General features: G+C 57.5%; 19 protein-coding genes. 16 read left to right on the forward strand and 3 right to left on the reverse strand.

Annotation, left to right across the window (positions count from 1 at the left end; translation table 11 throughout):
• Positions 1-98: 98 nt before the first annotated feature.
• From atpE to ABJK56_RS04455, 8 genes are all read left to right on the forward strand, one after another.
• Positions 99-464, forward strand: a complete 366-nt coding sequence (gene atpE / locus ABJK56_RS04420; RefSeq protein ID WP_347243451.1) for an ATP synthase F0 subunit C — start codon at positions 99-101, stop codon at positions 462-464.
• A 155-nt stretch (positions 465-619) separates the two neighbouring features.
• The gene (gene atpF / locus ABJK56_RS04425; RefSeq protein WP_347243452.1) at positions 620-1,267 is read left to right on the forward strand and encodes a F0F1 ATP synthase subunit B; all 648 of its coding nucleotides are present in this window, start codon (positions 620-622) and stop codon (positions 1,265-1,267) included.
• A gap of 82 nt (positions 1,268-1,349) precedes the next feature.
• Complete coding sequence (gene atpH, locus ABJK56_RS04430) at positions 1,350-2,003, forward strand: ATP synthase F1 subunit delta (RefSeq protein WP_347243453.1); 654 nt, start codon at positions 1,350-1,352, stop codon at positions 2,001-2,003.
• Positions 1,954-3,504 carry a F0F1 ATP synthase subunit alpha gene (gene atpA / locus ABJK56_RS04435; RefSeq protein WP_347243454.1) on the forward strand — a complete coding sequence of 517 codons (1,551 nt, stop codon included), beginning with the start codon at positions 1,954-1,956 and terminating at the stop codon, positions 3,502-3,504. The genes atpH and atpA overlap by 50 nt, the downstream gene beginning before the upstream one ends.
• A 79-nt stretch (positions 3,505-3,583) precedes the next feature.
• Complete coding sequence (atpG, locus tag ABJK56_RS04440) at positions 3,584-4,471, forward strand: ATP synthase F1 subunit gamma (protein WP_347243455.1); 888 nt, start codon at positions 3,584-3,586, stop codon at positions 4,469-4,471.
• Between the two features lie 121 nt (positions 4,472-4,592).
• Complete coding sequence (gene atpD, locus ABJK56_RS04445; RefSeq protein WP_347243456.1) at positions 4,593-6,086, forward strand: F0F1 ATP synthase subunit beta; 1,494 nt, start codon at positions 4,593-4,595, stop codon at positions 6,084-6,086.
• A gap of 56 nt (positions 6,087-6,142) precedes the next feature.
• Complete coding sequence (gene atpC, locus ABJK56_RS04450; RefSeq protein WP_347243457.1) at positions 6,143-6,541, forward strand: ATP synthase F1 subunit epsilon; 399 nt, start codon at positions 6,143-6,145, stop codon at positions 6,539-6,541.
• A 248-nt stretch (positions 6,542-6,789) separates the two neighbouring features.
• Positions 6,790-9,654, forward strand: coding sequence for a hypothetical protein (locus ABJK56_RS04455; RefSeq protein ID WP_347243458.1), 2,865 nt, complete (start codon positions 6,790-6,792; stop codon positions 9,652-9,654).
• A gap of 86 nt (positions 9,655-9,740) precedes the next feature.
• Here ABJK56_RS04455 and epsC read toward each other — a convergent pair whose 3' ends face one another.
• Complete coding sequence (epsC, locus tag ABJK56_RS04460; protein WP_347243459.1) at positions 9,741-10,727, reverse strand: serine O-acetyltransferase EpsC; 987 nt, start codon at positions 10,725-10,727, stop codon at positions 9,741-9,743.
• 539 nt (positions 10,728-11,266) lie between these two features.
• Here epsC and ABJK56_RS04465 point away from each other — a divergent pair.
• The gene (locus ABJK56_RS04465) at positions 11,267-12,226 is read left to right on the forward strand and encodes an ABC transporter ATP-binding protein (RefSeq protein ID WP_347243460.1); all 960 of its coding nucleotides are present in this window, start codon (positions 11,267-11,269) and stop codon (positions 12,224-12,226) included.
• Positions 12,227-12,307: 81 nt separating this feature from the next.
• Here ABJK56_RS04465 and ABJK56_RS04470 read toward each other — a convergent pair whose 3' ends face one another.
• Positions 12,308-13,288 (reverse strand): GGDEF domain-containing protein, encoded by a 981-nt coding sequence (locus ABJK56_RS04470; protein ID WP_347243461.1) that lies wholly within the window; start codon positions 13,286-13,288, stop codon positions 12,308-12,310.
• Between the two features lie 265 nt (positions 13,289-13,553).
• Between ABJK56_RS04470 and ABJK56_RS04475 the strand changes: the two genes are divergently transcribed.
• From ABJK56_RS04475 to ABJK56_RS04485, 3 genes are all read left to right on the forward strand, one after another.
• Positions 13,554-14,522 (forward strand): aspartate carbamoyltransferase catalytic subunit, encoded by a 969-nt coding sequence (locus tag ABJK56_RS04475; protein ID WP_347243462.1) that lies wholly within the window; start codon positions 13,554-13,556, stop codon positions 14,520-14,522.
• Between the two features lie 147 nt (positions 14,523-14,669).
• Entirely contained in the window at positions 14,670-15,974 is a 1,305-nt protein-coding gene (locus ABJK56_RS04480) for a dihydroorotase (RefSeq protein ID WP_347243463.1), read from the forward strand.
• A gap of 72 nt (positions 15,975-16,046) precedes the next feature.
• Complete coding sequence (locus tag ABJK56_RS04485; RefSeq protein ID WP_347243464.1) at positions 16,047-16,847, forward strand: NYN domain-containing protein; 801 nt, start codon at positions 16,047-16,049, stop codon at positions 16,845-16,847.
• 38 nt (positions 16,848-16,885) lie between these two features.
• Here ABJK56_RS04485 and purD read toward each other — a convergent pair whose 3' ends face one another.
• On the reverse strand, positions 16,886-18,181 hold the full coding sequence (gene purD / locus ABJK56_RS04490; RefSeq protein WP_347243465.1) for a phosphoribosylamine--glycine ligase: 1,296 nt from the start codon (positions 18,179-18,181) through the stop codon (positions 16,886-16,888).
• Between the two features lie 578 nt (positions 18,182-18,759).
• Between purD and ABJK56_RS04495 the strand changes: the two genes are divergently transcribed.
• The 4 genes from ABJK56_RS04495 to ABJK56_RS04510 form a co-directional block, all read left to right on the forward strand.
• Entirely contained in the window at positions 18,760-19,389 is a 630-nt protein-coding gene (locus ABJK56_RS04495) for a Rieske 2Fe-2S domain-containing protein (protein ID WP_347243466.1), read from the forward strand.
• 11 nt (positions 19,390-19,400) lie between these two features.
• The gene (locus ABJK56_RS04500; protein ID WP_347243467.1) at positions 19,401-20,174 is read left to right on the forward strand and encodes a cytochrome b N-terminal domain-containing protein; all 774 of its coding nucleotides are present in this window, start codon (positions 19,401-19,403) and stop codon (positions 20,172-20,174) included.
• A gap of 90 nt (positions 20,175-20,264) precedes the next feature.
• Complete coding sequence (locus ABJK56_RS04505; RefSeq protein ID WP_347243468.1) at positions 20,265-21,539, forward strand: hypothetical protein; 1,275 nt, start codon at positions 20,265-20,267, stop codon at positions 21,537-21,539.
• A gap of 43 nt (positions 21,540-21,582) precedes the next feature.
• Positions 21,583-25,509, forward strand: a 3,927-nt coding sequence (locus tag ABJK56_RS04510; RefSeq protein WP_347243469.1) for a PDZ domain-containing protein, incomplete at its 3' end; no start/stop codon positions are given.

The raw sequence follows: 25,509 nt of genomic DNA on the forward strand, positions 1-25,509 counted from the left end.
ATTGGGAAGATCTTGTTGGGAGAATCTTGGGAAGCCGCGGTATGGGAAAGACTGCCGCGGAGGAATTGGGTCCTCAGTAGAGAAAGGAGACTGGCTCCGTGAACAAGTGGCTGATTGCTATCGCATTGGGTTTGATGATGTGGTCCAGTGGGATGGTGGCGATGGCGGAAGAGGCTGCCGCGCCGGCTCAGGAGCAGACAGCTCAGGCCCAGCAGGTGCAGGAAGCGAAGGGCGCCAATCGATTTTCCATCTTTTTCGGGGGTGCCTTCGGTGCTGGGCTGATCATCTTGGGAGCCGGTTTCGGGATCGGTAAAATTGGAGCCGCAGCAGTCGAATCGATGTCTCGTCAGCCCGAAGTGGCGGGCAACATCCAGACGGCGATGATTGTCTCCGCCGCGCTCATTGAAGGCGTTACATTCTTTGCTTTGATCGTATGTTTGATTGCCCTGTTCTTCACAGGGTGAGGGACAAGGCCGCCCGTTTTACCAGCGAGCTCTCAAGGAGCCACTCCGTGCTTGGGTGATTGAGGCCGCTGGAATCTGTCCGAGTTCCCGCGTTCGAAAAGGAGCAGATGGAAAGCCCAAGGAGGGGCAAGGCCCATCATTGGTGGGAGATTGGTATGGTCAAACAGATGAGCAAATGGGCCGCGCTGGCGTTGATCGCTCTCGTTTTGGGATTGGGGACAAAGAGCATCTCGATCGCCTGGGGTGCAGAGGCTGGCAGTGGTCATGGCGAAGGGTCTTCGGTCGCGGACGCTGTCAATCCGCTTGACTTTCGGCAGGATTTGGCCCTGTGGACCGCGGTGGTGTTCGTGGGGGTTCTGGTGGTACTCCGAAAATTCGCATGGAAGCCGATCGCCCGGGCCCTTGATCAGCGGGAAGACCACATCCGCCGAGAGATCGAAGATGCTGAACGGGCAAACGCCGAGGCGAAACGCCTGCTGAGCGAGTATCAGGCCAAGCTGGGACAGGCAGAAAATGAAATTCGCGCGATGATCGAAAAGGCCAAACAGGAAGCTCAGCAGGTGGGGCAATCGCTCATCGAGAAGGCCCGGCAGGAGGCGGAAGAAGAGTATCGCCGCAAACTGGCGGAGATTGACCGGGCCACGGAGCGTGCCCTGCAGGAATTGGCCCAGCGCGGGGCGGCGTTGGCGGTCGATCTGGCAGGGAAACTGGTGGCCGCTCGGCTTGACCCCACCGCCCATGCCCGGATGATCGAACAGGCCATGGAGGCCATCAGCCGTCAGCGTCCTCCGGGACTGAATTGACCGGGGGCTTCGGTCGGCAGGCTCCATGATAAGCTGGGGTATTAATGCCAAGCAATGAGCAAGCCGCGTAACGGATAGAGCAATGGCACAGGACCTGGAAGCCCGAGATGCCCGATTTGCCGCCGAATTCGCCGGCGATGTGACGGCGGAGAAAATCGCCTCTGTGTACGCGGAGGCTTTTCTCAACGCGGCGGAAAAGACCGGTCAGGTTGAGGAGTTGGTGGCAGAGCTGCGGGCCATCGAGGAGGAGGTGCTCAAACCGTTTCCGCGGTTCGCAGAATTGCTTGGCTCAGCCGTCATTAATCATGAGGAGAAACTGGGGATTCTAAATCGTGTTTTTGAAGCCCGCGTGTCTCCACTGGTGATGAATTTCCTGCGGGTTCTCAATCGCCGGGACCGGCTCGATATTTTGGGGCCCATCGTGCGGGCAGTCCAGGAAGAATGGGACCGGCGTCGGGGGCTGGTCCATGTGAAGGTCATTACGGCAACCCCGATCGAAAAAGACCTGCTGGAGCGGCTGGAAGGCCAGCTTCGGAAATTGGTGGGCGGGGTGCCGGTGGTCCAGTGGCAGGTGGATCCCAGAGTTATCGGTGGCATTGTCATCCAGGTGGGTGACAAGATAATGGATGCTTCCGTAGAGACGCAGTTACGGAAGATCAGACAGCAGATCATCGACAGGAGTGCCCATGAGATTCAAAGCCGACGAAATCGCTTCTGTGATCCAACAGGAGATTGAGCGGTACGAATCGCAGATCGACGTCCGCGAGGTCGGCCGCGTACTGGAGGTGGGTGATGGTATCGCGCGCGTCTATGGGCTCTCTGGCGTAATGGCTGGCGAAATGGTGGAATTCCCCACGGGCGTCCGCGGATTGGCGTTCAATCTGGAAGAGAACTCCGTGGGCGTGATCATCCTTGGCGATTATCTGGGGATCAAGGAAGGGGACGAGGTCCGTAGCACGGGGCAGTTGCTGAGCGTGCCCGTCGGAGAGGCACTCTTAGGGCGCGTGGTCGACCCGCTGGGCAACCCGTTGGACGGCAAAGGTCCGATTGCTACCCAGGAACGTCGCCCGGTGGAAAGTCCGGCACCTGGTGTTGCCCACCGTCAGCCGGTGAAAGAACCGTTGCAGACAGGTATCAAGGCGATCGACTCGATGACGCCGATTGGCCGGGGCCAGCGGGAGCTGATCATCGGTGACCGCAAAACAGGTAAAACCGCCATTTGCATTGACACAATCATCAACCAGAAAGGCACGGGCGTTAAATGCTTTTACGTGGCCATCGGCCAGAAGGAGTCGAGCGTTGCCCAGATCATCGACGTGCTCCATCGCTACGGGGCAATGGAGTACACGACGGTGGTGGTGGCGGGAGCCAGCGATCCCGCCCCGCTGCAGTACGTGGCTCCGTACGCCGGTTGCGCCATGGCGGAGTACTTCATGTACAAAGGGGAGCACGCTCTGGTGATCTACGATGACCTCACCCGGCAGGCCCAGGCGTACCGACAACTTTCGCTTCTAATGCGTCGGCCGCCCGGTCGTGAAGCTTATCCCGGCGATATCTTCTATTGCCACAGTCGTCTTCTGGAAAGGGCTGCGAAGCTGAGTGATGAACGGGGAGGCGGTTCGCTGACGGCCCTTCCCATCGTGGAAACTCTCGAAGGAGAAGTTTCGGCGTATATTCCCACCAATGTGATCTCCATCACGGACGGTCAGATTTATCTCCAGCCGGATTTGTTCTTCGCCGGCCAGCGTCCCGCCATGAATGTCGGTATATCGGTTTCCCGGGTGGGCGGCAAAGCGCAGATTCCGGCGATGAAAAAGGTGGCAGGTGGTTTGCGGCTGGACCTGGCGGCCTTCCGCGAATTGGAAGCTTTCGCGCAACTGGGGACCGAGCTCGATCCAGCAACCCAGGCCCGGCTGGACCGCGGCTACCGGATGACCGAACTGCTAAAGCAGGGTCAGTACCAGCCGATGCATGTGACCGATCAGGTGCTGGTCATCTACGCGGGCACCAAAGGGTATCTCGACCCCATTCCAGTTGCTGAAGTGCGGACATGGGAAAAGGAGTTCCTGGAACACATCCACACCAACCATAAGGCTGTCTGGCAGCGGATCACGGACACGAAAGACCTGGATGCCGAGACGGAAGAAAAGCTCGTGGCCATCCTGGACGACTTTAACCGTCAGTATCTTGAGAAAAAGAAAAAACCGAAGGAGTCTGCCGTTGCGGCAGCGGCGTGATGATGGTTTGAGGAAGAAAGGTACAGGGAGCAGGGCGGTCGCGAGTTACACAGGACAATTACGGCAGTAGGGCGTTGCCATGGTGAAAGCGAGGACACTGGAACGACGTCGCCGCTCCGTCCGCAATATTCGCAAGATCACGCGGACAATGGAGCTTATTTCCACGGCACGGTTCAAACGGGCCATGGATCGCGCCCTTGCGGCGTCAGCTTACACCCGGCGGCTGACCACGGTGCTGGGGCATTTGGTGGCAGCCGGGGCGGAAATCAGCCACCCCCTTATGCAGGCGCATGATGGGGTGAATAACGTGGTGCTCCTTGTTCTTACCAGCAATCGCGGCCTGTGCGGGGGGTTCAACTCATCGATCCTTCGCCTGGCGATGGCCCGTCTCCGGTACTGGCGCGACAAGGTGGAGTCGGTCCGGCTAGAAGTATCCGGAAAAAGAGGCATATCGGGGTTGAAATTTCGAGGTATTGAAGTGCATGAGAAGTACACGCACTTTGATGCCCGGCCCCGATTCGAAGACGTCAACGCCCTAGCCGAGCGATATGCCCGGGAGTTCTTGGCCGGCGAGATTGACCAGGTGGAAGTGGTGTATACGAAGTTCGAGTCCGCCAGTCGGCAATTCCCCGTCGTGGAAGCGCTGTTGCCACTGAGCGATTTCGATATCGGAGATGAAAACGGGGCTTCGCACCGGGTAGAATACGACTTCCTGCCGTCTCCGGAGAGCGTTGTGGAAGAAATTGTCCCCACTGCGTACAAGATGCAGCTTTTCAAGTGCTTTCTGGACTCCGCGGCGGCAGAGCAGATTGCCCGGATGGTCGCCATGAAGACAGCCACTGAAAATGCCGACACGATGCTGGCAAATTTGAGTGTGGCGTACAATCGGGCAAGACAAACCCAGATCACGTCGGAAATTCTCGAGGTGGTCAGTGGAGCAGAGGCCCTGGAGAAACAAAGTGGGTAATCCTGGCAAGGCCGCCCTGGATGGTGGTCCACGGGAGCCGGCGCAGCGGGTGATTGAACTGGCATCGAAATAAGCTGCAAACTTCGCATGAGAGTTATAAGAAGGAAAATCGAGGGACGAAATGACTAGCCCTACCGCTGAAACGAAGTCAGCCCATGTGGAGGTTGTTCGGGAACCCAATTATGGGCGAATCACGCAGGTGATCGGTTCCACTTTCGATGCGGAGTTTCCTGAGCATCGGCTGCCGGCGATTTACAATGCGGTGAAGATTGAAGAAGAGGTCAAAGGTGTCCGCATCAACCTGACGGGTGAAGTGCAGCAGCACCTTGGCGGAGGCCGCGTCCGTTGCGTGGCGCTCGGAAGCACGGACGGTCTGGTGCGCGGAATGAAGTGCCTAGACACCGGGGGACCGGTGAAAGTCCCCGTAGGCAAGGGGATCCTTGGTCGGGTGTTCAACCTGCTCGGTGAACCAATCGATGATCGCGGGCCGGTCGAAGCTGAAGATTGGTGGCCGATCCATCGCGAACCACCGCCGGTCACCGAGCTCTCCACGAAGGTGGAGGTGTTCGAAACAGGAATCAAGGTGATCGACCTTTTGACCCCATTCGTTCGGGGTGGGAAGGCAGGGTTGTTCGGTGGGGCAGGACTCGGAAAAACCGTGATCCTCACCGAACTGATTGCCCGAATTGCCACCTCGCACGGTGGTTATTCGGTATTCGCAGGGGTGGGAGAGCGTACCCGCGAGGGGAACGACCTCTGGCTGGAAATGCAGGAAACGAAAATCGGTTCGACGGGACGGCGCGTCATCGAACAAACATGCATGGTCTTCGGGCAGATGAACGAGCCGCCTGGAGCCCGCTTGCGGGTGGCGCTTTCCGCTCTTACCATGGCGGAATACTTCCGCGACACCACGGGCGCGGACGTACTCCTGTTTATCGACAACATCTTCCGATTTTCGCAGGCAGGAAGTGAGGTTTCCGCGTTGCTCGGCCGGATGCCGTCCGCGGTGGGTTACCAACCGACGCTGGCCACGGAGATGGGGGCCCTCCAGGAACGGATTACGTCCACGTCCCGGGGCGCCATCACCTCGGTGCAGGCGGTGTATGTTCCTGCCGACGACCCGACAGACCCTGCCCCGGCCACGGCATTTGGTCAGTTGGATGCCTTCATCTACCTGGAACGGTCGATTGCCGAGAAGGGTATTTACCCGGCTGTGGACCCGCTTGCCTCGTCCAGTCGGCTTCTGGATCCTCAGTATGTTGGTGAACGCCACTACAACATCGCCCGGCGGGTGCAGAGGATCCTTCAGCGCTACCGCGAGTTGCAGGACATCATCGCCATCTTGGGGGTGGAAGAATTGAGTGAAGAGGACAAACTGATCGTGCACCGTGCCCGGCGAATTGAGCGATTCCTTTCGCAGCCATTTTTGGTGGCCGAGGCCTTCACAGGCAGGCCGGGTGAAATCACGCCGCTCTCCGAGACCATTCGCAGCTTTGAAGAACTCGTGGACGGTAAATGGGATCATCTGCCCGAGCAGGCTTTCATGTACGTGGGAACTATCGAACAGGCGGCCGAGCAGGCTGAGCGAATGAAATTTGAAGCCAAGAAAAAATGAACTACGCTGGGCCTTTTCCCCGGCAGTGCGCCGTCTGGAGGAAGTGAGTGTCAAGAATGGCTGAGCTCCGCTGTATTGTTGTCACGCCCGAACGTAAAGTCCTGGAAGACACAGCCGATGCCGTGGTCGTTCCCCTTCCGGATGGAGAGCTGGGAATTTACCCGCGCCATGCTCCGCTCATCGCTCGGCTGGGCGCAGGCGAGCTGCGCGTTCGTCAGGAGGAGAAAGTCCGTCGGTTCTACATTGAAGGCGGATTCGTGGAGGTTCTGAACGACGTGGTGTCGGTTGTCACGACGAGAACATTCACCGCTCGGGAACTGGCCCCTGACGTAATCCATCAACAATTGGAACAGGTCATCCAAGCCCGTGCCGCGGGTGACGAAGCGATTGCCGAACGGAATGCGCGGGCGGCTCGGTTGCGAGCGATGCTCCGTGTCGCGCGACGGGGAGAGTAATTACGCTTCCCACCCTAGCCGAAGATACCTTTTTCCCGGCTCTCACGCCGACTCATCAGGAACCGGGCGGGGTAATCCAGCTTGGGAAAAACGCTTGGCTCAGAGGGTAGTCCTCTTGCACGGGGACCGTAGGGAGGGCGCGGGAGATCTGGGTGAAAAAGCCGCATCAACTGCAACAAGGGAGGCCGGGGTAGAGGGCTTGCAAACGTTCGGATGGCCTTTTCCATTCGGGGATAACGCCTGCTCGAATGAATTCCACCCACCGGCAACGCGTACGATCGCTGGGCTTGATGGCCTTGGCCATCCTCGATTGGTTGGTTGTCTGGCTGGCCTTTTTTCAAAAGAGTGTGTTCTCGGATTGGCTTCCGCTCTTTCGGGACAGCGCTAATCTCTACTATCCACTCTGGCTTTTCGTGCGAGAACAGTTTCACGCGGGTGTGTGGCCCTGGTGGAACCCTTACTTGGTCTTGGGTGCACCCCTTATGGCTGAAGGAATTGCCGGGGTATTTTACCCTGGCATTATCGTATTCCTGCTCCCCCTGCCTTTCCGGTGGTGTTATTTACTTTTTCTGCTGACGCACATGGCTTTGGCGGGATGGGGAGCGTTCAGGCTGGCGCGACGCATGGGAGCTTCACCCCCGGCGGCCTTCTGGGCGGCCTTCGCCTACCCTTTTTCAGGGTATCTCCTGTTTCAAATCTATAACCCGATTTACTTGATCAGTGGTGCATGGCTTCCCTTCGCATTGGCGGGCTTACTTGAGCTGATGTTTGTGACCCAGCCAGATATTCGTGCGCCAAGCGGAACTCCCAGTCCGCCGCACGGTTGGACGTGGTTCATCACCACCACAGTGCGGGAACTTCGACACTCCGGACGTCCGTTGATGAAAAGTAGTGTGTCGCTGGCGATGATGTGTTTGGGAGGCGACCCACAAACCGCCTACCATTGTGGACTTGTGGCACTTGTCACCTGGCTGGTGCGAAGTGCCATCGAATTTCGAAGAATGCGGACACAGGGCGGGCAAGTGAACACGTGGAAGAGGGCCATCTTTTTCATCGGTGGCAAACTGATGCTGGTCTTTGGGTTGGCTTTCCTCCTGGCTGCCGTCCAGCTCATACCTACGGCGGTGTACGCCAGTCGATGTGACCGTGCTCTCCTGGCAGGTTGGCCGAACCAGGAGATGGAGGCCAGCACCAGCGCCCCTGGTAACGCCAATTTTGAAACTACTTCGCAGGCCCTCTCCTGGTGGCAAAGAGTGGCAGAACAGGAAAGGCAGGATTATTACCGAGCGATCTACGATTTTTCGACCCCTGCATATCGCTGGATCGAGTATTTCTGGCCGAATTTTGGCGGCCGCCCTTTTCCATACCATACGCGGTGGATAACAGCCGCGGTCGAGGAAGGCCGGTGGTGGGTGCCAACCCTTTATCAGGGGTTCATAACGGCGCTTCTGGCAATCCTGGGAGGCAGGTTGTTTGTCACCAGTAAGGCTGCCAGGACATTCCGATCAAACAGCACCAGATGCCACCAGCGTCTGCCCGGCAACTTTTGCTCCGTGGCGCCGGGCGAGATTCCTTTCGTTGAAGATTCTCTCACCCGGATAGCCAGGGTGTGGCTGTCGTGGATGGGCGTGCTCTCCGCGGTTGCGGCGTTGGGATGGTATGGACCGGCGGGAGTTCTGACAGAAATTGTCCGGATGTTAACTGGCTATGACTTGGGCCATGCAGGAATTCTACCCCCTATGGGAGGGCTGTATTGGTTGTTTGTTCTTTGTTTGCCGCGTTATGGATTGTTTCGTTACCCATCCAAATGGCTAGTGTTTTCCGCACTGGCCGTGGCTGTGCTGGCGAGTGTGGGACTCGATGAGATTCAGAAAGATCGGGGCCTTGCGAAAACGCTTTTCCGGCGCGTGGTCGTGACGGGAGGGCTCGTGTGCTTCGGCGGCGTGGTGCTGATGGTCGCGCTCCACCAGAGTCAGTGGTGGTCCGCCACTGCCGATGACATGCTTTTCGGGCCTTTTCAAAGGGACCGTGCGGCGGCCGAAACTCTGGTGACCATAGTCTCTCTGCTGGGGGTGATGACGGCCGTTGGAGTTGCCATACGCTGGTTTCGGCCTGCATTTTGGCCGATCGCACTTTCGGTTGTCCTTGCAGTTGATCTTCTTTTTCACAATGGCTGGCTTGTGGTGGCGGTGCGTCCACCAGAAGTATCACGCGTGGCGGCATCGTCAGAGGTACCGCGGCGCTTCTGGCAGCCGTGGTGCTGGTATCCGTCCGAGTGGTCTGCCCAGGCCTCGCCGAATCGGATCCAGGAGATTTGCGATTGGGAATTTGCCACGGGCGCGTTTCGTTGGGGAACGTTGCGCGGCGAAGCGCCGCTGGAAAACTATGGCACGATCCTTCCCGCTGATCAAGCGGTGCTATTATCACTGCTTCGCGCGTGGCGGCTTCAAACAGGCGAAGTGACGCCACCACGATCCTGGCTTGCCCAATTGGGGGTGACTTCCTATCCGCAGAGTGTGCACCACCGCGATGCTCCCTTCACCTACCTTGAAGATCCTGTCGCGATCGCGAATGAGACCCCGTGGGTGGAAATCACACACGATTGGCGGGTGCTTTTCGAACATCGCGGAAGCCTTGGGGAAACGTGGGAGCGGATCGCTAGCATTCAATTTCCCGGCGGACAGCCAAGGGGACCGAACGAGGTCCACGTGGTCGAGCTGCCTGAAGCTGGTTTCAAAACGGGTCCCGTCGAAGGCGCAGCGGTCGGGGAGCTTTCTCACGCGGTGTCAAAGGAATGTGCCGAGATTCTTCAATACCGGCCGGGAAAAGTGGAAATACGAGCGAGGCTTTTCCGTCCGGGACTTGTCATCTTGCGAGAGGGAGCTGATCCCGGCTGGCGTGTGTCGGTGAAATTTTCAGAGGGAGTCTATGAATCGCTGTGCGAGCCGGTTCGTGTGGATGGCATCTTTATGGGAGTATTTCTTTCTTCGGGAATTTGGCACCTCACGTGGACGTATTATCCGCCAGGACTCGCGATCGGGGCACTCCTCTCCATATGTGGCTGGATCCTGGTGCTGGGAGTCGCTTTGTCCGGCATGATTGCGCGTCCTTAGCGGGAGCGAAACACGCGCAGAGAAGGCCGGGCGGATGTGAATCCTCCCCAGCTCTGAGAAGACCAGCCGGGTGAAAAGGGACGTCATCACGCAGCGTCTTGCGTGGCTTTACCGTTGGCCAGGCTATTCTCCGGCCGAAGTTCCTCGCACTTCTCGCGAATGCGGAGGTTGGGACGCTCCAGCAGCACGGTGGAATGCGGGGGAACCGATCGGGTGAGCCATACGCTGGAACCAATCACCGAGTCGTGACCCACGACGGTTCGCCCGCCCAAAACGGTGGCATTCGCATAGATAACCACGCGATCTTCGATGGTGGGGTGACGTTTAGTCCCACGCACCAGCCGACCTTCCGAGTCTGTGGAAAAGCTGAGCGCACCCAGCGTGACGCCCTGATAGAGCTTGACATGATGGCCAATCTCGCACGTTTCTCCAATGACCACGCCTGTGCCGTGGTCGATGAAAAAGTACGTGCCGATTTTGGCACCGGGATGGATATCAATGCCCGTGCGGCTGTGAGCCCATTCTGTCATCATGCGTGGAATGAGGGGAACCTCGAGCTCGTGGAGAAGGTGGGCCAAACGATACACGGTGACCGCCTCAAACCCGGGATAGCAGAGAATCACCTCGTCGAGGGACTTGCAGGCGGGATCGCCGTCGTAAGCCGCTTGGACATCCAGGGCCAGGATCTTCCGCAATTCGGGAAGTTGTTCAAGAAACGCCAGTGTCTTGGCCTGTCCCAGGGCTTCAAAGTCGGCCAGCCTCATCGGGTCACACTCGGCCGTGTGATTGGCCTCGTGACGCAAAGCACGCGCGATTTGTTGCGTCAGGAGGTCATGCAATTTGTCCATTAAGTCCCCCACGTAATAGACCACGTTTCCCATGTGCAGGCCGTCGCGTCGGCGGTAACCGGGAAACAGGATTTCCTTCATCCACTCGGTGGCTTGAATGACGGCCTCATAATTGGGAAGAGGACAATGGCCAAGATGGCTTGTGCTGCCGTGGGTGCGGTACGTTTCCACCAGTCGGTTGGTGATCTCCGGCAACTTTTCCTTCAGACGAAAATCGGAAGCCATGACCTTGTCTCCCATGATTGAGTCGAGCCGATTGATTGCGACGCGATTTGTCGATTGAATGTGGCAGCGCGTGTTATCAATTTGTTGGCGATTAATGACAATGAATTGGGCTTTGTCCGAAATACAGCCATTCGGGAGCTAACTGCGGGAAGAAGATTAAAATGACTTTTTCAGTAAAGATTGTGCCGTTTCTGTCCGGTTTACGCCGGACAGCGACACCCTTTTAGACATGAGGCTACCAGGAGTCGGAGGATCACAGTGAGACCTTCCTCCCTTGGAGACTGAGACTTCACCTCCTGAATTATGGTAGCATGGCTTGTCACAAAAACAAGCCTCGGCGGGTCTCTGGAAAGTGCGTCCCGTTTGTTTTGATTTTCGGTCGAACGAGAAAATTTGAACCGGCGGATGTTATCCTGCCGTTATACTTTTGTTACGCTATTCATATTGCCATGGTTGGTCGACGGGGTGCGTCGTCGCCCATTGTGCGCGTTTCAACCTGGGAGCACGCGAGAGGAATATCACGGTTTCGGTACAAATACATGATCAAACTTGAAGCCTTTACCAAAAGATACGGCAGTTTTTGCGCGGTTGACCACTTGATTTTCCAGGTATCTCCTGGGGAAATCTTCGGTTTCATCGGCCGCAACGGCGCCGGCAAAACGACTACGATTCGTTTCCTGGCGACACTGATTCGGGCGACGGCCGGTGATGGCGTGGTCGCCAGCTTCAGTGTCACGCGCCAGCCGCGAGAGGTGCGCCGCCACCTGGGTTATGTTCCGGACACCTTTGCCGAATTTCCCGGTTTTCGGGTAAAGGACTTTCTCGATTTTTTTGGCCGTGCTTATGGGGTTCCGCGACAAATGAGGCGACGGCGAGTCGAGGAGCTCCTGGAACGGCTCGGGCTGGCGGCTTACGCCCGAACCGATGTGCGAAAGCTTTCCCGAGGATTGAAGCAGCGGCTCTACCTTGCGCGGGCACTAGTCCACGATCCGCCTGTTCTTATTCTCGACGAGCCGACGGCGGGACTTGATCCGGTTGCCCGAATGGAGTTCAAATCCCTTCTCAAAGAATGGGCTGCCGAGGGAAAGACCATCCTCCTTTCCAGTCATGTTTTGGCTGAGCTAGCCGATATGGCCACCCACGTGGGCATTATCGAACGGGGACGCCTGGTGGTTTCTGGAACCCTGCGAGAAGTGCTGGCAAAAACGGATCGCTGTACCCGCGTCCGCGTGCAGTACCTGGGTGCGGCCGATCGGATCGAGAACGTCCTCACCCAACTGCCCCAGATCCGGTGGAGCAAAGCGGAAAATGGACAGGTCATCCTGGAGCTGCTTGAAACGACCCAGCAGGGGGAAACGGTTCTCGCGGAGGTGCTGCGAAGCCTTGTCATGGCAGGGATTGACATTGTTGAGTATCAGCCGCTTTTGCCCACCCTGGAGGAACTTTTTGTGGAGGCGACGGCCGGGAACGTGGTGGCGGACAGTCAGGACGTCCGATAAGTCCTGTCGCTGTGCCCGTTTTCCGCTTAGGCGGCCGTCATGTCCGCTGATCGGCGCCCAACCACTTGCGTTGTTGGAAGCTCAGGGGAATCGGCAGACCGAGTTGCCGCCGAGGGATTTGGCGCGGCACAACGCCTCATCAGCGTGCTGAATCATTTCTTCTGCAATTTTTGCGAGGGGCTGACAAAATGTTCCCGAAGAGCCGGGCGCGACGACGCTCACTCCGGCACTGGCTGTGATGACCCTGTCACCAAGCTCGGGGATCTTGGTGGCAAGACGCTGTCGCACACGCTCCACGATCGGTTCAACTGGCACGTTGGGGCCAATAATGCACACGAGGGCGATTTCGTCTCCACCCCAGCGGAAAAGATAATCCCTGCGGCGGCATGCCTGCCGCGCGGCCAGTCCGATGCTCCGCAAAAGCTCGTCGCCTCGCCGATGGCCCAGGGTGTCATTCACCAACTTGAAGTTGTCCAGATCGAATAGGGCAAACACGATTTGCTGACGCGTCCTTTTTGCGCGTTGCCATGCGGAGCGAACTACCCTGGGCCAGGCCCTGCGGTTGAGCAGGCCCGTCAGAGAGTCTCGGAAGACAGCTCGTCTCAGCCTACGCAGCAGTTCTCGGCGTCGTCTGAAGGTGAGTTGCAAACGTGCGAGCTTCGCAAGCAATCGGAGGACTTCTGCCACGGCCTCAGCAGGAGTGTCGGGTGGCAGCACAACATCCCCTGGCAATTGATGGCCCAAGCCAACGGTGTGCACGGGAACCGGTCTTTGGCGATCCCTGTCGCCGAGATAAAGCAACCTCCTAAGATTTTCCGGAGGTACCGCTCGATCCGTCAGGAGAATGACCCCGCTCCGGGGGGTGGAGAACGATGTCCCAGTCTGTGAAGCGCCGGTGGCGACACGCTCATCGGCAGACCCAGGCGTCCCCAGACCATTTTCCGATATCACTAACACTTCGCCCAACTCACCGGGAACGAGACGCTCCACCGCCTCGCGTATTCTCGTCCACTGGGCGGGTTCCAGAAGTACCAGGAGTGAGGGGCGAAATAAACGGGCCATGGACGGAATCAGCGCGAATCTGGTCCGTTCAGCTTGGAAGTCTTTATCGATGACGGGCTGGGCATCCTTGCGGGGTGAAAGTCCGTGCCTTAGAATCGGCCAAATGATGGACGCCACACACAGCCGAAAATCCAAACGCGCGTTTTATTCTGGCGATTGGGCTTCGGTCTGAAAAGGTCTTGAACCGGAAGATTGACGAAACGGAGAGGCACGGGGAAGGCGGTCGTTGGGCGTAGGTGTTTCGCTCCGAGAGAGTGCTCGTCAGATGGACGAATTTCAATCCCAGCTTCTGGAACTGCGTAGAGGTTGGTATCGCCACCACCTGCTCAGCCTGGAGGAACTTTCGGCGGAAGAAATCCTTCGGATTCTCGATACGGCGGAAGTATTTCGCCGGGCGTTCGACCAGGGGATTAGGAAGTGGTCGCTATTGACAGGTAAAACGTGCGTCAATTTGTTCTTCGAGAATTCGACGCGAACCCGCAACAGCTTTTCCCTGGCCGCGCGTCGCTTGGGGGCTGACGTGGTGGATTTTTCCGCCGCCACAAGCAGCCTTTCCAAGGGCGAAACGGTGGTGGACACGGCGCGGAATCTCGAGGCCATGGGAATCGACGCGGTGGTCGTGCGGCACAGCACCCCGGGCACGCCCCATTTGCTGGCCAAATCACTCCGCTGCTCGGTGATCAATGCAGGAGACGGGCCCCACGAACATCCCACGCAGGGGCTGCTGGATATCCTGACCATTCGGCAGCGGCTGGGTCGAGTCGAGGGCCTTACCGTGGCCCTTGTCGGTGATATTGCCCATAGCCGTACAGCCCGGTCCAATATCTGGGGATTGAAAAAGTTGGGAGCGCACGTCATCGTGTGCGGGCCATCGACGCTCGTCTCGCGGGATTGGGAGAAGTTGGGTGTGGAGTACTCCTACAGTTTGGACGAGATTCTCCCTCGAGTAGACGTGCTCAACTTGCTACGGATCCAGTTCGAGCGGCAAACGCGACGGCCGTTCCCCTCTGTTCGGGAATATGCTTTGCTTTACGCCATGAATGCTGAGCGCCTGGCCCGTACCAAGCCGGGTATCCTGATCATCGCGCCCGGACCGATCAATCGCGGTGTGGAGGTAACCGCCGATGTGGCGGACGGTGAGCACTCGGCGATTCTGGATCAGGTGACAAACGGTGTGGCCGTCCGCATGGCCGTCCTCTGGTTACTGACGGGGACGACAAGCCAGACGCTCTAACCAGGCGGTTAATGCCCATCGTTTACCCCATGTAAGAGATGTAAGGACTCGGGCCGAGCGTCTCAGATCGTGAAAAGGCCGGAAAGCGCACTGCCGGCGAAAAAAGTCAACAACGCGTATTACACAGCAATCGCCGGACAGTGATTTGTGGCGAGGGATGAAAAAATGGAGCGAATTCTCATTCGCGGTGGACGGGTCATCGATCCGAGTCAGGGATTGGATGATCACATCGATATCCTCATCGAGGGTGGAAAGATCGCCGCCTACAATCCCACACCGAAAGGGGATGAGCGGGTGATTGATGCCCGCGGGAAAATCGTCTCACCGGGTTTGATCGATATGCATGTTCATCTTCGTGAGCCCGGCCACGAAGATGATGAGACGATTGCTACCGGCACTCGGGCGGCAGTCGCCGGTGGATTCACGTCCATTGCCTGTTGTCCGAACACCGATCCCCCCATTGACACTCCGGCAACTGTGGAATTTGTCCGTCAGAAGGCTGCCCGCGACGGACACTGCAATGTCTACGTCATCGCCTGCGTCAGTAAGGACCGCAAAGGGCAGGAGCTCGCGGAAATCGGGCAGCTCGTGGCGGCAGGGGCGGTGGCCTTCAGCGATGACGGGGCCCCGGTCTACGACCCAGAACTGATGCGGCGGGCGTTCGAGTACTGTTTAATGTTCGACAAGCCGGTGTGTAATCATTGCGAAATTCCCGAGCTCACTCGCAACGGTGTGATGCACGAGGGGCTGGTGTCGTTGATCCTGGGGCTGCCGGGAATCCCCGCAGCTGCAGAGTCGGTCATGGTAGCCCGCGATATCGCCCTTGCGGAGGCCACGGGCGGACGGCTCCATGTGATGCATGTGTCAACGCTGGGGAGCGTGGAGGCTATTCGCCGGGCGAAAGCCCGCGGAGTCCGCGTCACCGCAGAGGTGACGCCTCACCACTTCACACTCACAGACGAGTCGCTCCGCACGTTTGATTCGAACTTCAAGATGAATCCCCCATTACGGTCCGAAGAGCACGTAAAAGCGTGCCTGGAAGGCCTGCGGGATGGCACGATTGACGTGATTGCTACCGATCACGCCCCACACGCCAAGGAAAAAAAGATGCAGGAGCTAGACCGCGCACCGTTCGGTATTGTAGGGCTGGAGACAGCCCTGCCCCTCGTCATCATGCGGCTCATCAAGCCTGGTATTCTCTCATGGCCCGAGGCACTCGCCAAACTTACCATCAATCCCGCCCGCATTCTCGGAATTCCCAAGGGTACGCTGCAAATCGGGGCGGACGCCGATGTCACTGTCATCGACCCTGATGTGAAATGGACGGTCGACCCGGAACAACTCCATTCCAAGTCGAGAAACACGCCGTTTGCCGGTTGGGTGATGGAAGGTCGCGCCACCGTGGTCATGGTCGGGGGCGTGATAAAATACCAGTGGGGTGAGCGAGCTTGACGGCGTGTCGTGCGAACGCTGCGGGAACAGGGTCCTGTCGGACTATGGTCTGCGGAGGGGAGACTCAAGGAAGTGATTCGTTTTTTGGTCGATGGCTATAACTTTCTCAACTGCTCGGGGATCGAAGTGAAAAATTCCGGGGCGGCGGGTCTCACTCCTCTGGGGGCGGCACGTCAGGCGCTTCTGGATTTTCTCGTGAAACATCTGACACCCGAAGAAGCCCAGGAAACTCTCGTGGTTTTTGATGCGCACAGCCCTCCGCGCCCCTTGCCGGCCGAGTTCGAGTACTGTGGTATCTTAGTCAAGTTTGCAGTCCGCTATCCCGATGCGGATTCGCTTCTGGAACGACTCATTAATGAGCACACCTCTCCGCGGAAGCTGACGGTCATCTCGAGTGATCACCGAGTCCAGCGGGCGGCGCGTCGCCGGCGGGCAAAATTCGTGGATAGCGAGAAGTGGTATCGCGAGTTGCTGATGCGAAGATCTTACCGGGGCCCCTCGTCCCTTCGTTCAAGTGAAGCACCGTCCAAATTACCCGCCATCTCGAACATGAACACCGAGGAGTGGCTCCGGCTGCTCGGAGTCCCCGACAACACCACTGGCGAGGAGCCGGAGAGGGTGGCCGACGCGGCGTCCCGCATGGGCTCAGAGACCAGAATTCCCAGCAACAGCCCACCCACCGGAGCATCCCAGCCCAACTCGGCGGCCGGCAACGAAGAAGACTCCGTGCAATCCCTTTCTGAACCTCTCCCGATGGTGGACTTCGGTCTAACCCCCGATCAGCTTGAACAACCGATTGACACGCTGAACGAAAGGGATCTTGCGCGATTAAAACGGCCTCGGGACCGCAGACCGCCGCGTCGCCAGAGTTAGTGGATGAACTCACTGTCAGCAGGCATCTGGTGCGGCGGTTAGACCTTCTGCTGGGTTAAACGCCGAATGGCTTTGTCGGCGATGTCCTTCCGGCACCACGCCCCCTGCCAGCGGATGCATTTGACGGCCGCGTAGGCCTGGTATTTCGCCCTTGCGATGTTCTCGCCGAGGGCAGTTACTCCCAGCACCCGGCCACCCGCCGTGATAATTTGGCCATCTTTCATCGCTGTTCCCGCGTGGAAGACCTTAACATCCGGCAGGCGAGCCGCTTCTTCCAAACCGCGGATCGGAAAACCTTTCTGATAAGAGCCGGGATATCCCTCGCTGGCCATCACAACGCACACCGCAGGGCGCAGATCCCATTCCAGTGATTCGAGCTGGTCGAGCCGGCCATCCACAGCCAAATTGAGGATTTCCAGTAAATCCGATTTCAGCCGCATCATGAGGGGCTGGCATTCGGGATCGCCGAATCGCACGTTAAACTCCAGCACCCGCGGACCAAGCGGCGTCATCATCAATCCCGCATAGAGCACTCCAGTGAATGGACGACCTGCCTTCCGCATGGCATGCACGGTTGGAACGAGGATGTTGGCCTCGATCCAGTGAAGAGCTTCTTCGGTTACCACCGGAGCTGGGGAGTAGGCCCCCATGCCACCCGTATTGGGGCCCGTGTCACCATCGTACGCAGGCTTGTGGTCCTGAGCGGGCTGAAGCGTGACGATCGTTTTCCCATCGGTAATCGCCAAGACACTGGCCTCCTCTCCGTGGAGCCGCTCCTCGATGACCAGTCGGTCGCCCGCCGACCCGAACACTTTTTCTTCCGCGATGAGCCGGATGGCCTGGAGGGCCTGGTCGCGATTGTCGCAGACGATCACGCCTTTTCCGGCTGCCAGCCCGTCAGCTTTGACCACCAGCGGCATGTCTTCTTTTTCCATGAGGTAGCGCCGGGCAGAGGCGGGATCTGAAAAGATCTGGAAATCGGCTGTGGGGACGTCGGCTGTGCGCAGCAATTGCTTGCAAAAAACTTTGCTGGCCTCCAGTTCCGCGGCGGCTTTGGTCGGGCCGAAAATGCGCAATTTCTCGGCGCGGAAGATATCCACGATCCCCTCAGCGAGCGGGGCTTCTGGTCCGACCACTGTCAGGCCGATCCGGTTGGCCTTAGCAAAACGGATCAAACCCGCAAAGTCTTTTTCGGAAATGGGAACGTTCTCGGCGTCCTGGGCTGTGCCTGCATTGCCAGGCGCCACAAATACCCGATCAGCAAGTGGACTCTGCTTTAGTTTCCACGCCAGTGCGTGTTCCCGACCTCCACTTCCAATCACCAAAACGTTCATCGCGTCGGACCTTTTCCAAATCGCATGCCACTCTACCAACTTGCTTTAGACCCTGATTTTAGGTGATAGGGCGGAGCGTGAGAAGGATTGCCGCTCTTCCGGGAGTTTGCGCCTTGTCTCAGTCTCGCGCGGGTGGAAAAGCGTACCTGACAAGCAGGTTTTCCGGAGAACCGGAGGGGCACGCTTGTCGTGCCCGCCGAAACTGATTTTCGAGCACACTCTTTTTGGTCGGAAGATACACCGCCTGTGTTCGCTCTGCGGAATGGGAACCGAACGACCCCCACTGTGCGTAGAGAGCAGGGGACGAAAAACCTCGCCGGGCGATCACATCCCGAGCTTCGGCGGGCAAGGTGTAACCGTAAGTCCGGCCGGGGGATGCATGCCTCTGGTCCGTGCGTTAGACCTGTGTGGGGCGATAAGGCACAATAGGAGAATCGGGAGGGGACGACTCGCCGATAACGGCGCGAGCGACACGCAGGAGGACGCACGCTCCTCCGTACGAGCGCCAGGGACCAATATCGGGGCTGCCCTGGGCGCAGCGAAAATAAATCATTTTTCGGCAGGAGTTTTTGTTGCAGATGGACGAAAAGGTTCTGGCCCATTCATCGCCCCCGGAAAATCCGCGAACCGCTGAGAGACTTCCCTCTGGTACGTCGGCGGCACGTCGCCAGTTCTTTGTGAGAGCGGTTCAATCCATTGCCGCAGCGGCGGAGTGCAACCGTTTGCTTGTCCGGGTGCTCACGGTCCTTGGGAGTATCCTCGGTGTTTCGGCAAGCTATGCGGGCGTGAGATTCCTTTGGCCGAGGAGCCCTCAGAGAGCAGACGATTGGATCCCCGTGGCTCCCGTAGATCAAATCATTCCCGATAGCGTCCAGACAGCGTGGTTGAACACGCTGGGCGTTTACGTTGTCCGGCAATCGGAGGAGCAGGGAGAACGGATCGTCGTGTTAAAAGCCTCGTGCACCCATCTGGGTTGCATGACTCAATGGGACGCCGGCTTGCGGCAATTCGTGTGCCCCTGTCATGGCAGTGCATTTGGCAAAGAAGGCCACCGGCTACGCGGTCCGGCCCGGCGAGCTCTGGAACGGTGTGCCGTTGATCTCGTGGATGGAATTCTGCTGGTAAACACGCGGCTCACTTTCCGTAGGGAAAACGGCGGGTGGGATGATCCGAGAAGCTTCGTGATAGTGGAACGTGCTGTGGGTTGAGGGGATCAGGGATGGGAATGTGGAATCAAGTAAAACAATCGCGACTTTACCGCAGTATTTTCCGGGTACCGCTACCGCGAACCACCCGGGAAAAAGTCCTCATGATTTTCAATACCTTTATTCTCCACATCCATCCGGTGGGTTTGCCGCGGTATGCTGTGCGAATACGCTACACCTGGTGTATGGGCGGGCTTGCGTTTTTTCTTTTTTTGGTGGAGGTCGTCACGGGAGTGGCCTTGATGTTCTATTATCGGCCTGTCCCCGAGTATGCTTACGCCGATATTCTCAATCTGCGACATTCCGTCTATTTCGGAATTATGCGCGAGCTTCACCGTTGGGCAGGACACGCCATGGTTGTGGTCGTGATGCTCCATATGCTGCGGGTTTTTTTGACGGGCAGCTATCGCCCACCCCGAGAATTTAATTGGGTGATAGGAGTGAGTCTTCTGGTGCTCACCCTGCTTCTTTCTTTTACGGGTTATCTGTTGCCTTGGGACCAATTGGCTTACTGGGCGACGACGGTGGGAACGAATATGGTGGCTGCTGCGCCGTTTGTCGGGCATCAAGGCCCAGGAAGTGAGCTTCTTGCCCTGCACGGCGAGCCGCTCATAACCCGTTCCTCCGATTTGCGCTACTTTTTGCTGGGAAGTGACGAGATCGGACCAGCGACGCTGAACAGGTTTTATATCTGGCACTGTGTGGCCCTCCCTCTGGCCATGACGTTTTTCTGCGGACTTCATTTCTGGCGCGTGAGAAAGGATGGGGGTATCAGCGGGCCACTGTGATTAATTTGTATTTCGAAAACAATATTTCTAAGTAGTGATAATCATCCGGAAGACAGAATCATAAACCGACATTTGATTTTTTAGAGTTGAATGAGAGATCAATCATTAGCAATCCTCTATCTTGGGTCAGTTTTAGTTGCCGCCGTGTGGATGGCCATTCGATTGGCCCGGTCTGGCGCACCGAAGTTACAGGCGATCGCGCCGACTGTTTATGTTTTGCTGTTTCTAGTCGGTGGGATTTTTGCGAGCATGGGGCATCCCTGGGCGCTTCCCAACTGGGTGAAATATGCAATCAATCGCTATGTTACGCCTCCCGTTTTCACATTTGTGGTATTTACTGCAGCGTTTATCTTTTTGACGGGGGTCAAAACGGGATGGTCCCCACGACTGGCCGTCCATGCCATGGTAGGCATGTGGTTGTGGTTTCTGCTCTCACTAGAAGACAGGAACTTTGCGGCTCTAGTGCTTGCTCCTGATCATGTAGCCGTGCTGCTGTTCATTGCGGCCTCTCTGGCAGGCCTTGTTTTCGGATTGGGGTTGGCTGCGGAAAATGATCACCGCAGACGGCAGAATCAGCCGGCGGTAGAGGCGGAGCCTCACGAGAAAGAGCGCATCTTTGTCTGGCCGGATCTGGTGTACATAGAACTTCTCGCCATGTTGGCGATGGTGGGAGTTTTGCTCGTGTGGGCGTTGCTCATTCCCGCACCTTTGGAATCCCCAGCCGACCCCACGTGGACACCCAACCCCGCCAAAGCACCATGGTATTTTGTGGGATTGCAGGAACTCCTCGTATACTTCGATCCGTGGCTGGCAGGCGTGGTCATTCCGGTCCTTATCATCGTGGGCCTGTGTTTGATTCCTTATGTGGACACACGGCCACAAGAAACAGGATTCTATGGTTTCCGCGAACGTCAGTTCGCGACGAGTGTATTTCTTAGCGGTTATCTTTTGTGGGTGGTCCTCATTGTGATAGGAACGTTCTATCGAGGTCCAGATTGGCAGTTTTATGGTCTCTACGAGCCCCGGACCATCAAAAAGCCGATGGGTAATGAAACACGTCCACTTTCGAACGTCATTTGGGGAATAGAAAATGGGGCACAACGCGCGAGGGACGTTAATATGGCGAAGGTTTTGATCCGGGAAGGTCCCGGTATTGTTTTGGTAAGCATATTATTTGGTGGCTTGCCGCTGGCTCTGCGAGCAAAATTTGTTCGCCGATATGTACCGCAGTGGTCAGGGCCGACCCACTGGACAATGAGTTTTTTGCTGGCGTTTATGATCTTGATTGCGATTAAGATGTACCTCAATTGGATCCTAAATATAAATGACATACTATATTTCCCGGAGATAGGCATCAATATATGACCGCGAGCGAAATATACGTCCATCATGAATTGATGGAAGGTCTATGACAAATCCATTAAGACATCATTATTCTGTAGTGTATTTGCACGTTTTGTGCGCGATCTTTTGCGGCGTGCTGCTTGGGCTGGTCGGTTGGGCGCTTTATCGGGAGCACCATCGTGAATGGTTGCACTACCAGCGGCTAGGACGAACGATGGGGGAGACTGTCCGGGCCGAATCCCGGCGGCTGGAGCGGGAATTGGGAAAAAACGACTGGGTCATCCTGCCGCCGATAGGGGGCGGTGGGGGAAACCCACAGGGGCTGCAGGGAACGGGGCGATGGACCCTCAGGCTCCGTGAAATTGTTCTCCCAGACCTGGAAATGCCGAGCTCCGACAGGGTGGTGACGCGGCGAGATCGCTGCACGACGTGCCATCTGTTCGTGGATTGGACGATGGAGCACAGCACGCCGGGGTCGGAGCCGAAGGAGGTTTCCAAAACGGTTGGCACAGAAAAGAGCTTTCCATGGGCGCAGCCGACAGAATATCGTCCCGCCGCCCGTCCCGTGATGGAGAAAGAAAACACAATCACACTCGCTTTGCCGCTTATTCTGAAGAAAATAGATAGTTTAGAAGGAATAAAATACAGCGAAGAAGCATCGTCGGTAATTACAAAAAACTTGGGGATTCGATGGATGTCCCGTGGGTTGTTCGGCAATCCGGAGGCCCGAGTAGCGGCCGTCGAGCGGGGCAGTCCCGCGGAAGCAGCCGGCCTCAAACCAGGTGATCAGATCATCAGAATCGGACCGCGAAATGTCGCGTCGCCGAACGAGGTGGAAGCCGAATTACGACGATGCTTGGAATTGCTCCCGCGTGATAAAAAGGCACTATCTAACGCAGTAAAATATATTTACTATCCTGCGGATTTTGGCGCCAATAGTGAAAAAGTTCCCGCTGTGAGTGTCACCGTTCTTCGCGGCCTTGGGGAACCGTTCGCCGGACATCCTCGCCCGGATTTGTATGTCGGTGAGAAGAGTCCCCATCCGGTCAGGCGATTCGGATGCACGATTTGTCATGGAGGTGTGGGGCTGGCCACAGATGTGCTGGGGGCGGAGCATTTTCGGCAGCAGGTGGAAGTTGAACAATCGGCGGCCCCGTTTTGCGCATCCATCGATCCCATGCCTCCTACTTCACTGGTCGAAAGCCGTTGCTTGCGGTGTCACGAAAGAGTGTATGACCTTGTGGAAACACCGCGAGAGCAGGATTTGGTGGCCTCTCAACTGGTGACCGGTCGGCGACTTGTCGAACGCTACGGATGTTATGCCTGTCATCGGTTCGGCAGCGATGGGGTCGGCAGGGAGCGGCTAGGCACCGATTTGCAAGTGCGCGGTCCGGCTGCCGAAGTAGCTGAGGAAATCCTTGCCCGTCATCCGCCGGAGAGCGTCGTCATAGCCGTGCGGCGGGTGCTGCAATCGCCCGACAATTCCCGTGGGATTGAGACGCTGGAAAAAGAACTCGAATCCTGGCTTTCCGGCCTATCGAGCGTTCCGTCGCCATCTCCCGAAGAGCACATTCGCCAACTGGAAATTCGGCGGTTGCTAGGAGTGCTTCGATTATCTCGGGAACGGCTGGGTGGTCTGGGCAAACCCGGGCCTAGTCTGCGGCATGTGGGCGAGCGTCTTTCCCGCGAACAGTTAGAAGCGATCATAGCAGATCCCCAGAGCGTTCTTCCATTGGCGAAGATGCCGCGTTTTTTCGGCATCGATCCGCCGTCCTCTCACGCCGTGGTTGATGTTAACGGATTTGCCGCTGCGGAAATAGCGGGAATTGCGGAATACCTTCTTACCCGAAGTCGCTCCGTTGAATTGTCGAGACAAACAAGCTCTGGTACCACGGCAGCAGCAGAAAATACCACGCCGAACGAAGCAGCTTGGGGGAAAATCCTGTTTGAAACCCAGGGCTGCCTGGCCTGTCATACCCATCGCGAATTTCCCGCCGCTTCGGTGAAACCGACTCTTGGCCCCGATTTGTCTGACCTAGGAAGGCGCTGGACTGGGCCGCGGGCCAGGGAGTGGCTGGAACGCTGGTTGGAGGACCCGCGGTCGCTCAATCCCGACACGCGAATGCCTCGCCCACAATGGCGTGGGGATTCCTGGCTCTACAAGCTAGCTACTTCAGAGCCGATAGCCGACAATTCGGCGGACGCCGAGAGTTCCTCCGCCCACACCCCATCCTGGACACCGCGATCTTTGATCCGGGCACTTGCGAGCTTCCTGCTGCAAAGAACAGAACGAAACATCGATCCTGCTCGGCCCACGGTCGATGAGACTCAGATCGACGCGGTGGTGACCGCTTATCTGGCGGAAGAATTTGGTCTCCCGCAGGCCCAGTTGTACGCTGATCGCGGGGTAGCTTCGGAGGAGATTGAACGGCTCAGCCCCGGATTGGCTGTGGAATTGGCCGAGTTAGTGGCGCCGGTTTCGCGGGAAAAAAAACTACGTTATTTGGGACGCAAGGCCATTGCCCGATACGGCTGCTACGCGTGTCACAGTATTCCTGGCTTCGAAGGACAACCGGCAATTGGGCCAGATCTTTCCACCTTCGGTCAAAAGCCCGCAGCGCTTCTGGATTTCGGTCGTAGCCTGCAATTCTTGCAAGAGACAGCAGCCGGGAGCGCTCTTTATCGCGAGGCGAGCTATCGGCCGGAACTTGTGATGCTTTTAGGGATGCGCCGTCCGGAAAGTTGGGTGTGGCTGAAATTAACGCAACCCCGTATATTCGATTACGGGATAACATTCCAGAGTCCTCTACATCGACTGCGGATGCCGCAGTTTCCCCTCACTCGAGAGCAGCGCTGGGCCATCATGACGTTCGTGCTTGGGTTAGCTGGATTTCACACACCCCCGGAGTATTCGCCCTACCAGGATTCGCGAAGGGCGGCGCTCGCCGTCGGCAGGATGGTGATCGAACGTCATGGCTGTGATCGGTGTCATATGCTCCATCCGGAAAGGTGGACTTTTCGCTATCTGACAGAAGAGCCGCCTGAGCCGCCGATGGCTCCGCGACCAGAAACCCAAACTCAAACACAAGACATCATGGGTTCCGCTCAAGCGCGAGGAGAGCCGGTTTCAGCACCTGTTTCCGTGTTCAGTTTTGCCGTGATTGTGGGGCGTCCCCAGCGTGATACGGCAGGCCAACTCCTGGAAGATGTCGATGACTTGGATAATCCGCTCTATTTTTTCGAACCGTGGCGACCCGTAAAAATTGGGAATAAAATTTGGCCAGTGGGACAGGCAGCCCTGCCGATTGCGAAACCGCAGATCGTCGGCATCAATCCGCAGGACGGGGGTGAATGGGCGGCGGAGCTCTATGGTCAGCTCGCAAACTACGCGCGGCAACTAGCGTTGAATGTGGGTCCCTCAGAATTATGGGGGGCCGTTCCGCCGCCGCTCTGTTACGAAGGGGTTGCGGTTCAGGAGACGTGGTTGCGGGAGTTTTTGCGGAAACCCGTTTCCCTTCGTCCCGCTGTTCCCCTGGCGATGCCGCTGTACAAATTGAGTCCCCAGGAGATCGACTGCCTTGTGGGGTACTTTCAGGCTGTGCATCCGGGGATTCCAGGGCAGGAGGAGGCGGTGGCAGGGCAGCCGGAAGCTGCGGTCCAGGAGCAGGACCGGTTACGTCGGCTCGAACTGGCAGAGAAACTGATTCACGATACGAAAACGTACTGTGGAAAGTGTCATCGCTTGGCGGCCAGCGGTCCTGGGAAGTTGGCCATGCCGAACGAAGCCCCCGCCCTCGATGAGGTGTATCGCCGATTGCAAGCCACTTACATCAGCGAGTGGGTAAAGAATCCTCGGGCCATCCTGCCATACACTGCGATGCCGATCAACTTTCCACCCGGCGAGGAGCCCCTGGATCGAAGTGTCTTCGATGCCCCACCCGATCAGCAGCGCCAGGCCGTAGTTCTGCAGCAGCTCCACTACGGCCTGGCG

Origin of the sequence: Thermogutta sp., assembly GCF_039793925.1 — a bacterium.
Taxonomy (GTDB): domain Bacteria; phylum Planctomycetota; class Planctomycetia; order Pirellulales; family Thermoguttaceae; genus Thermogutta.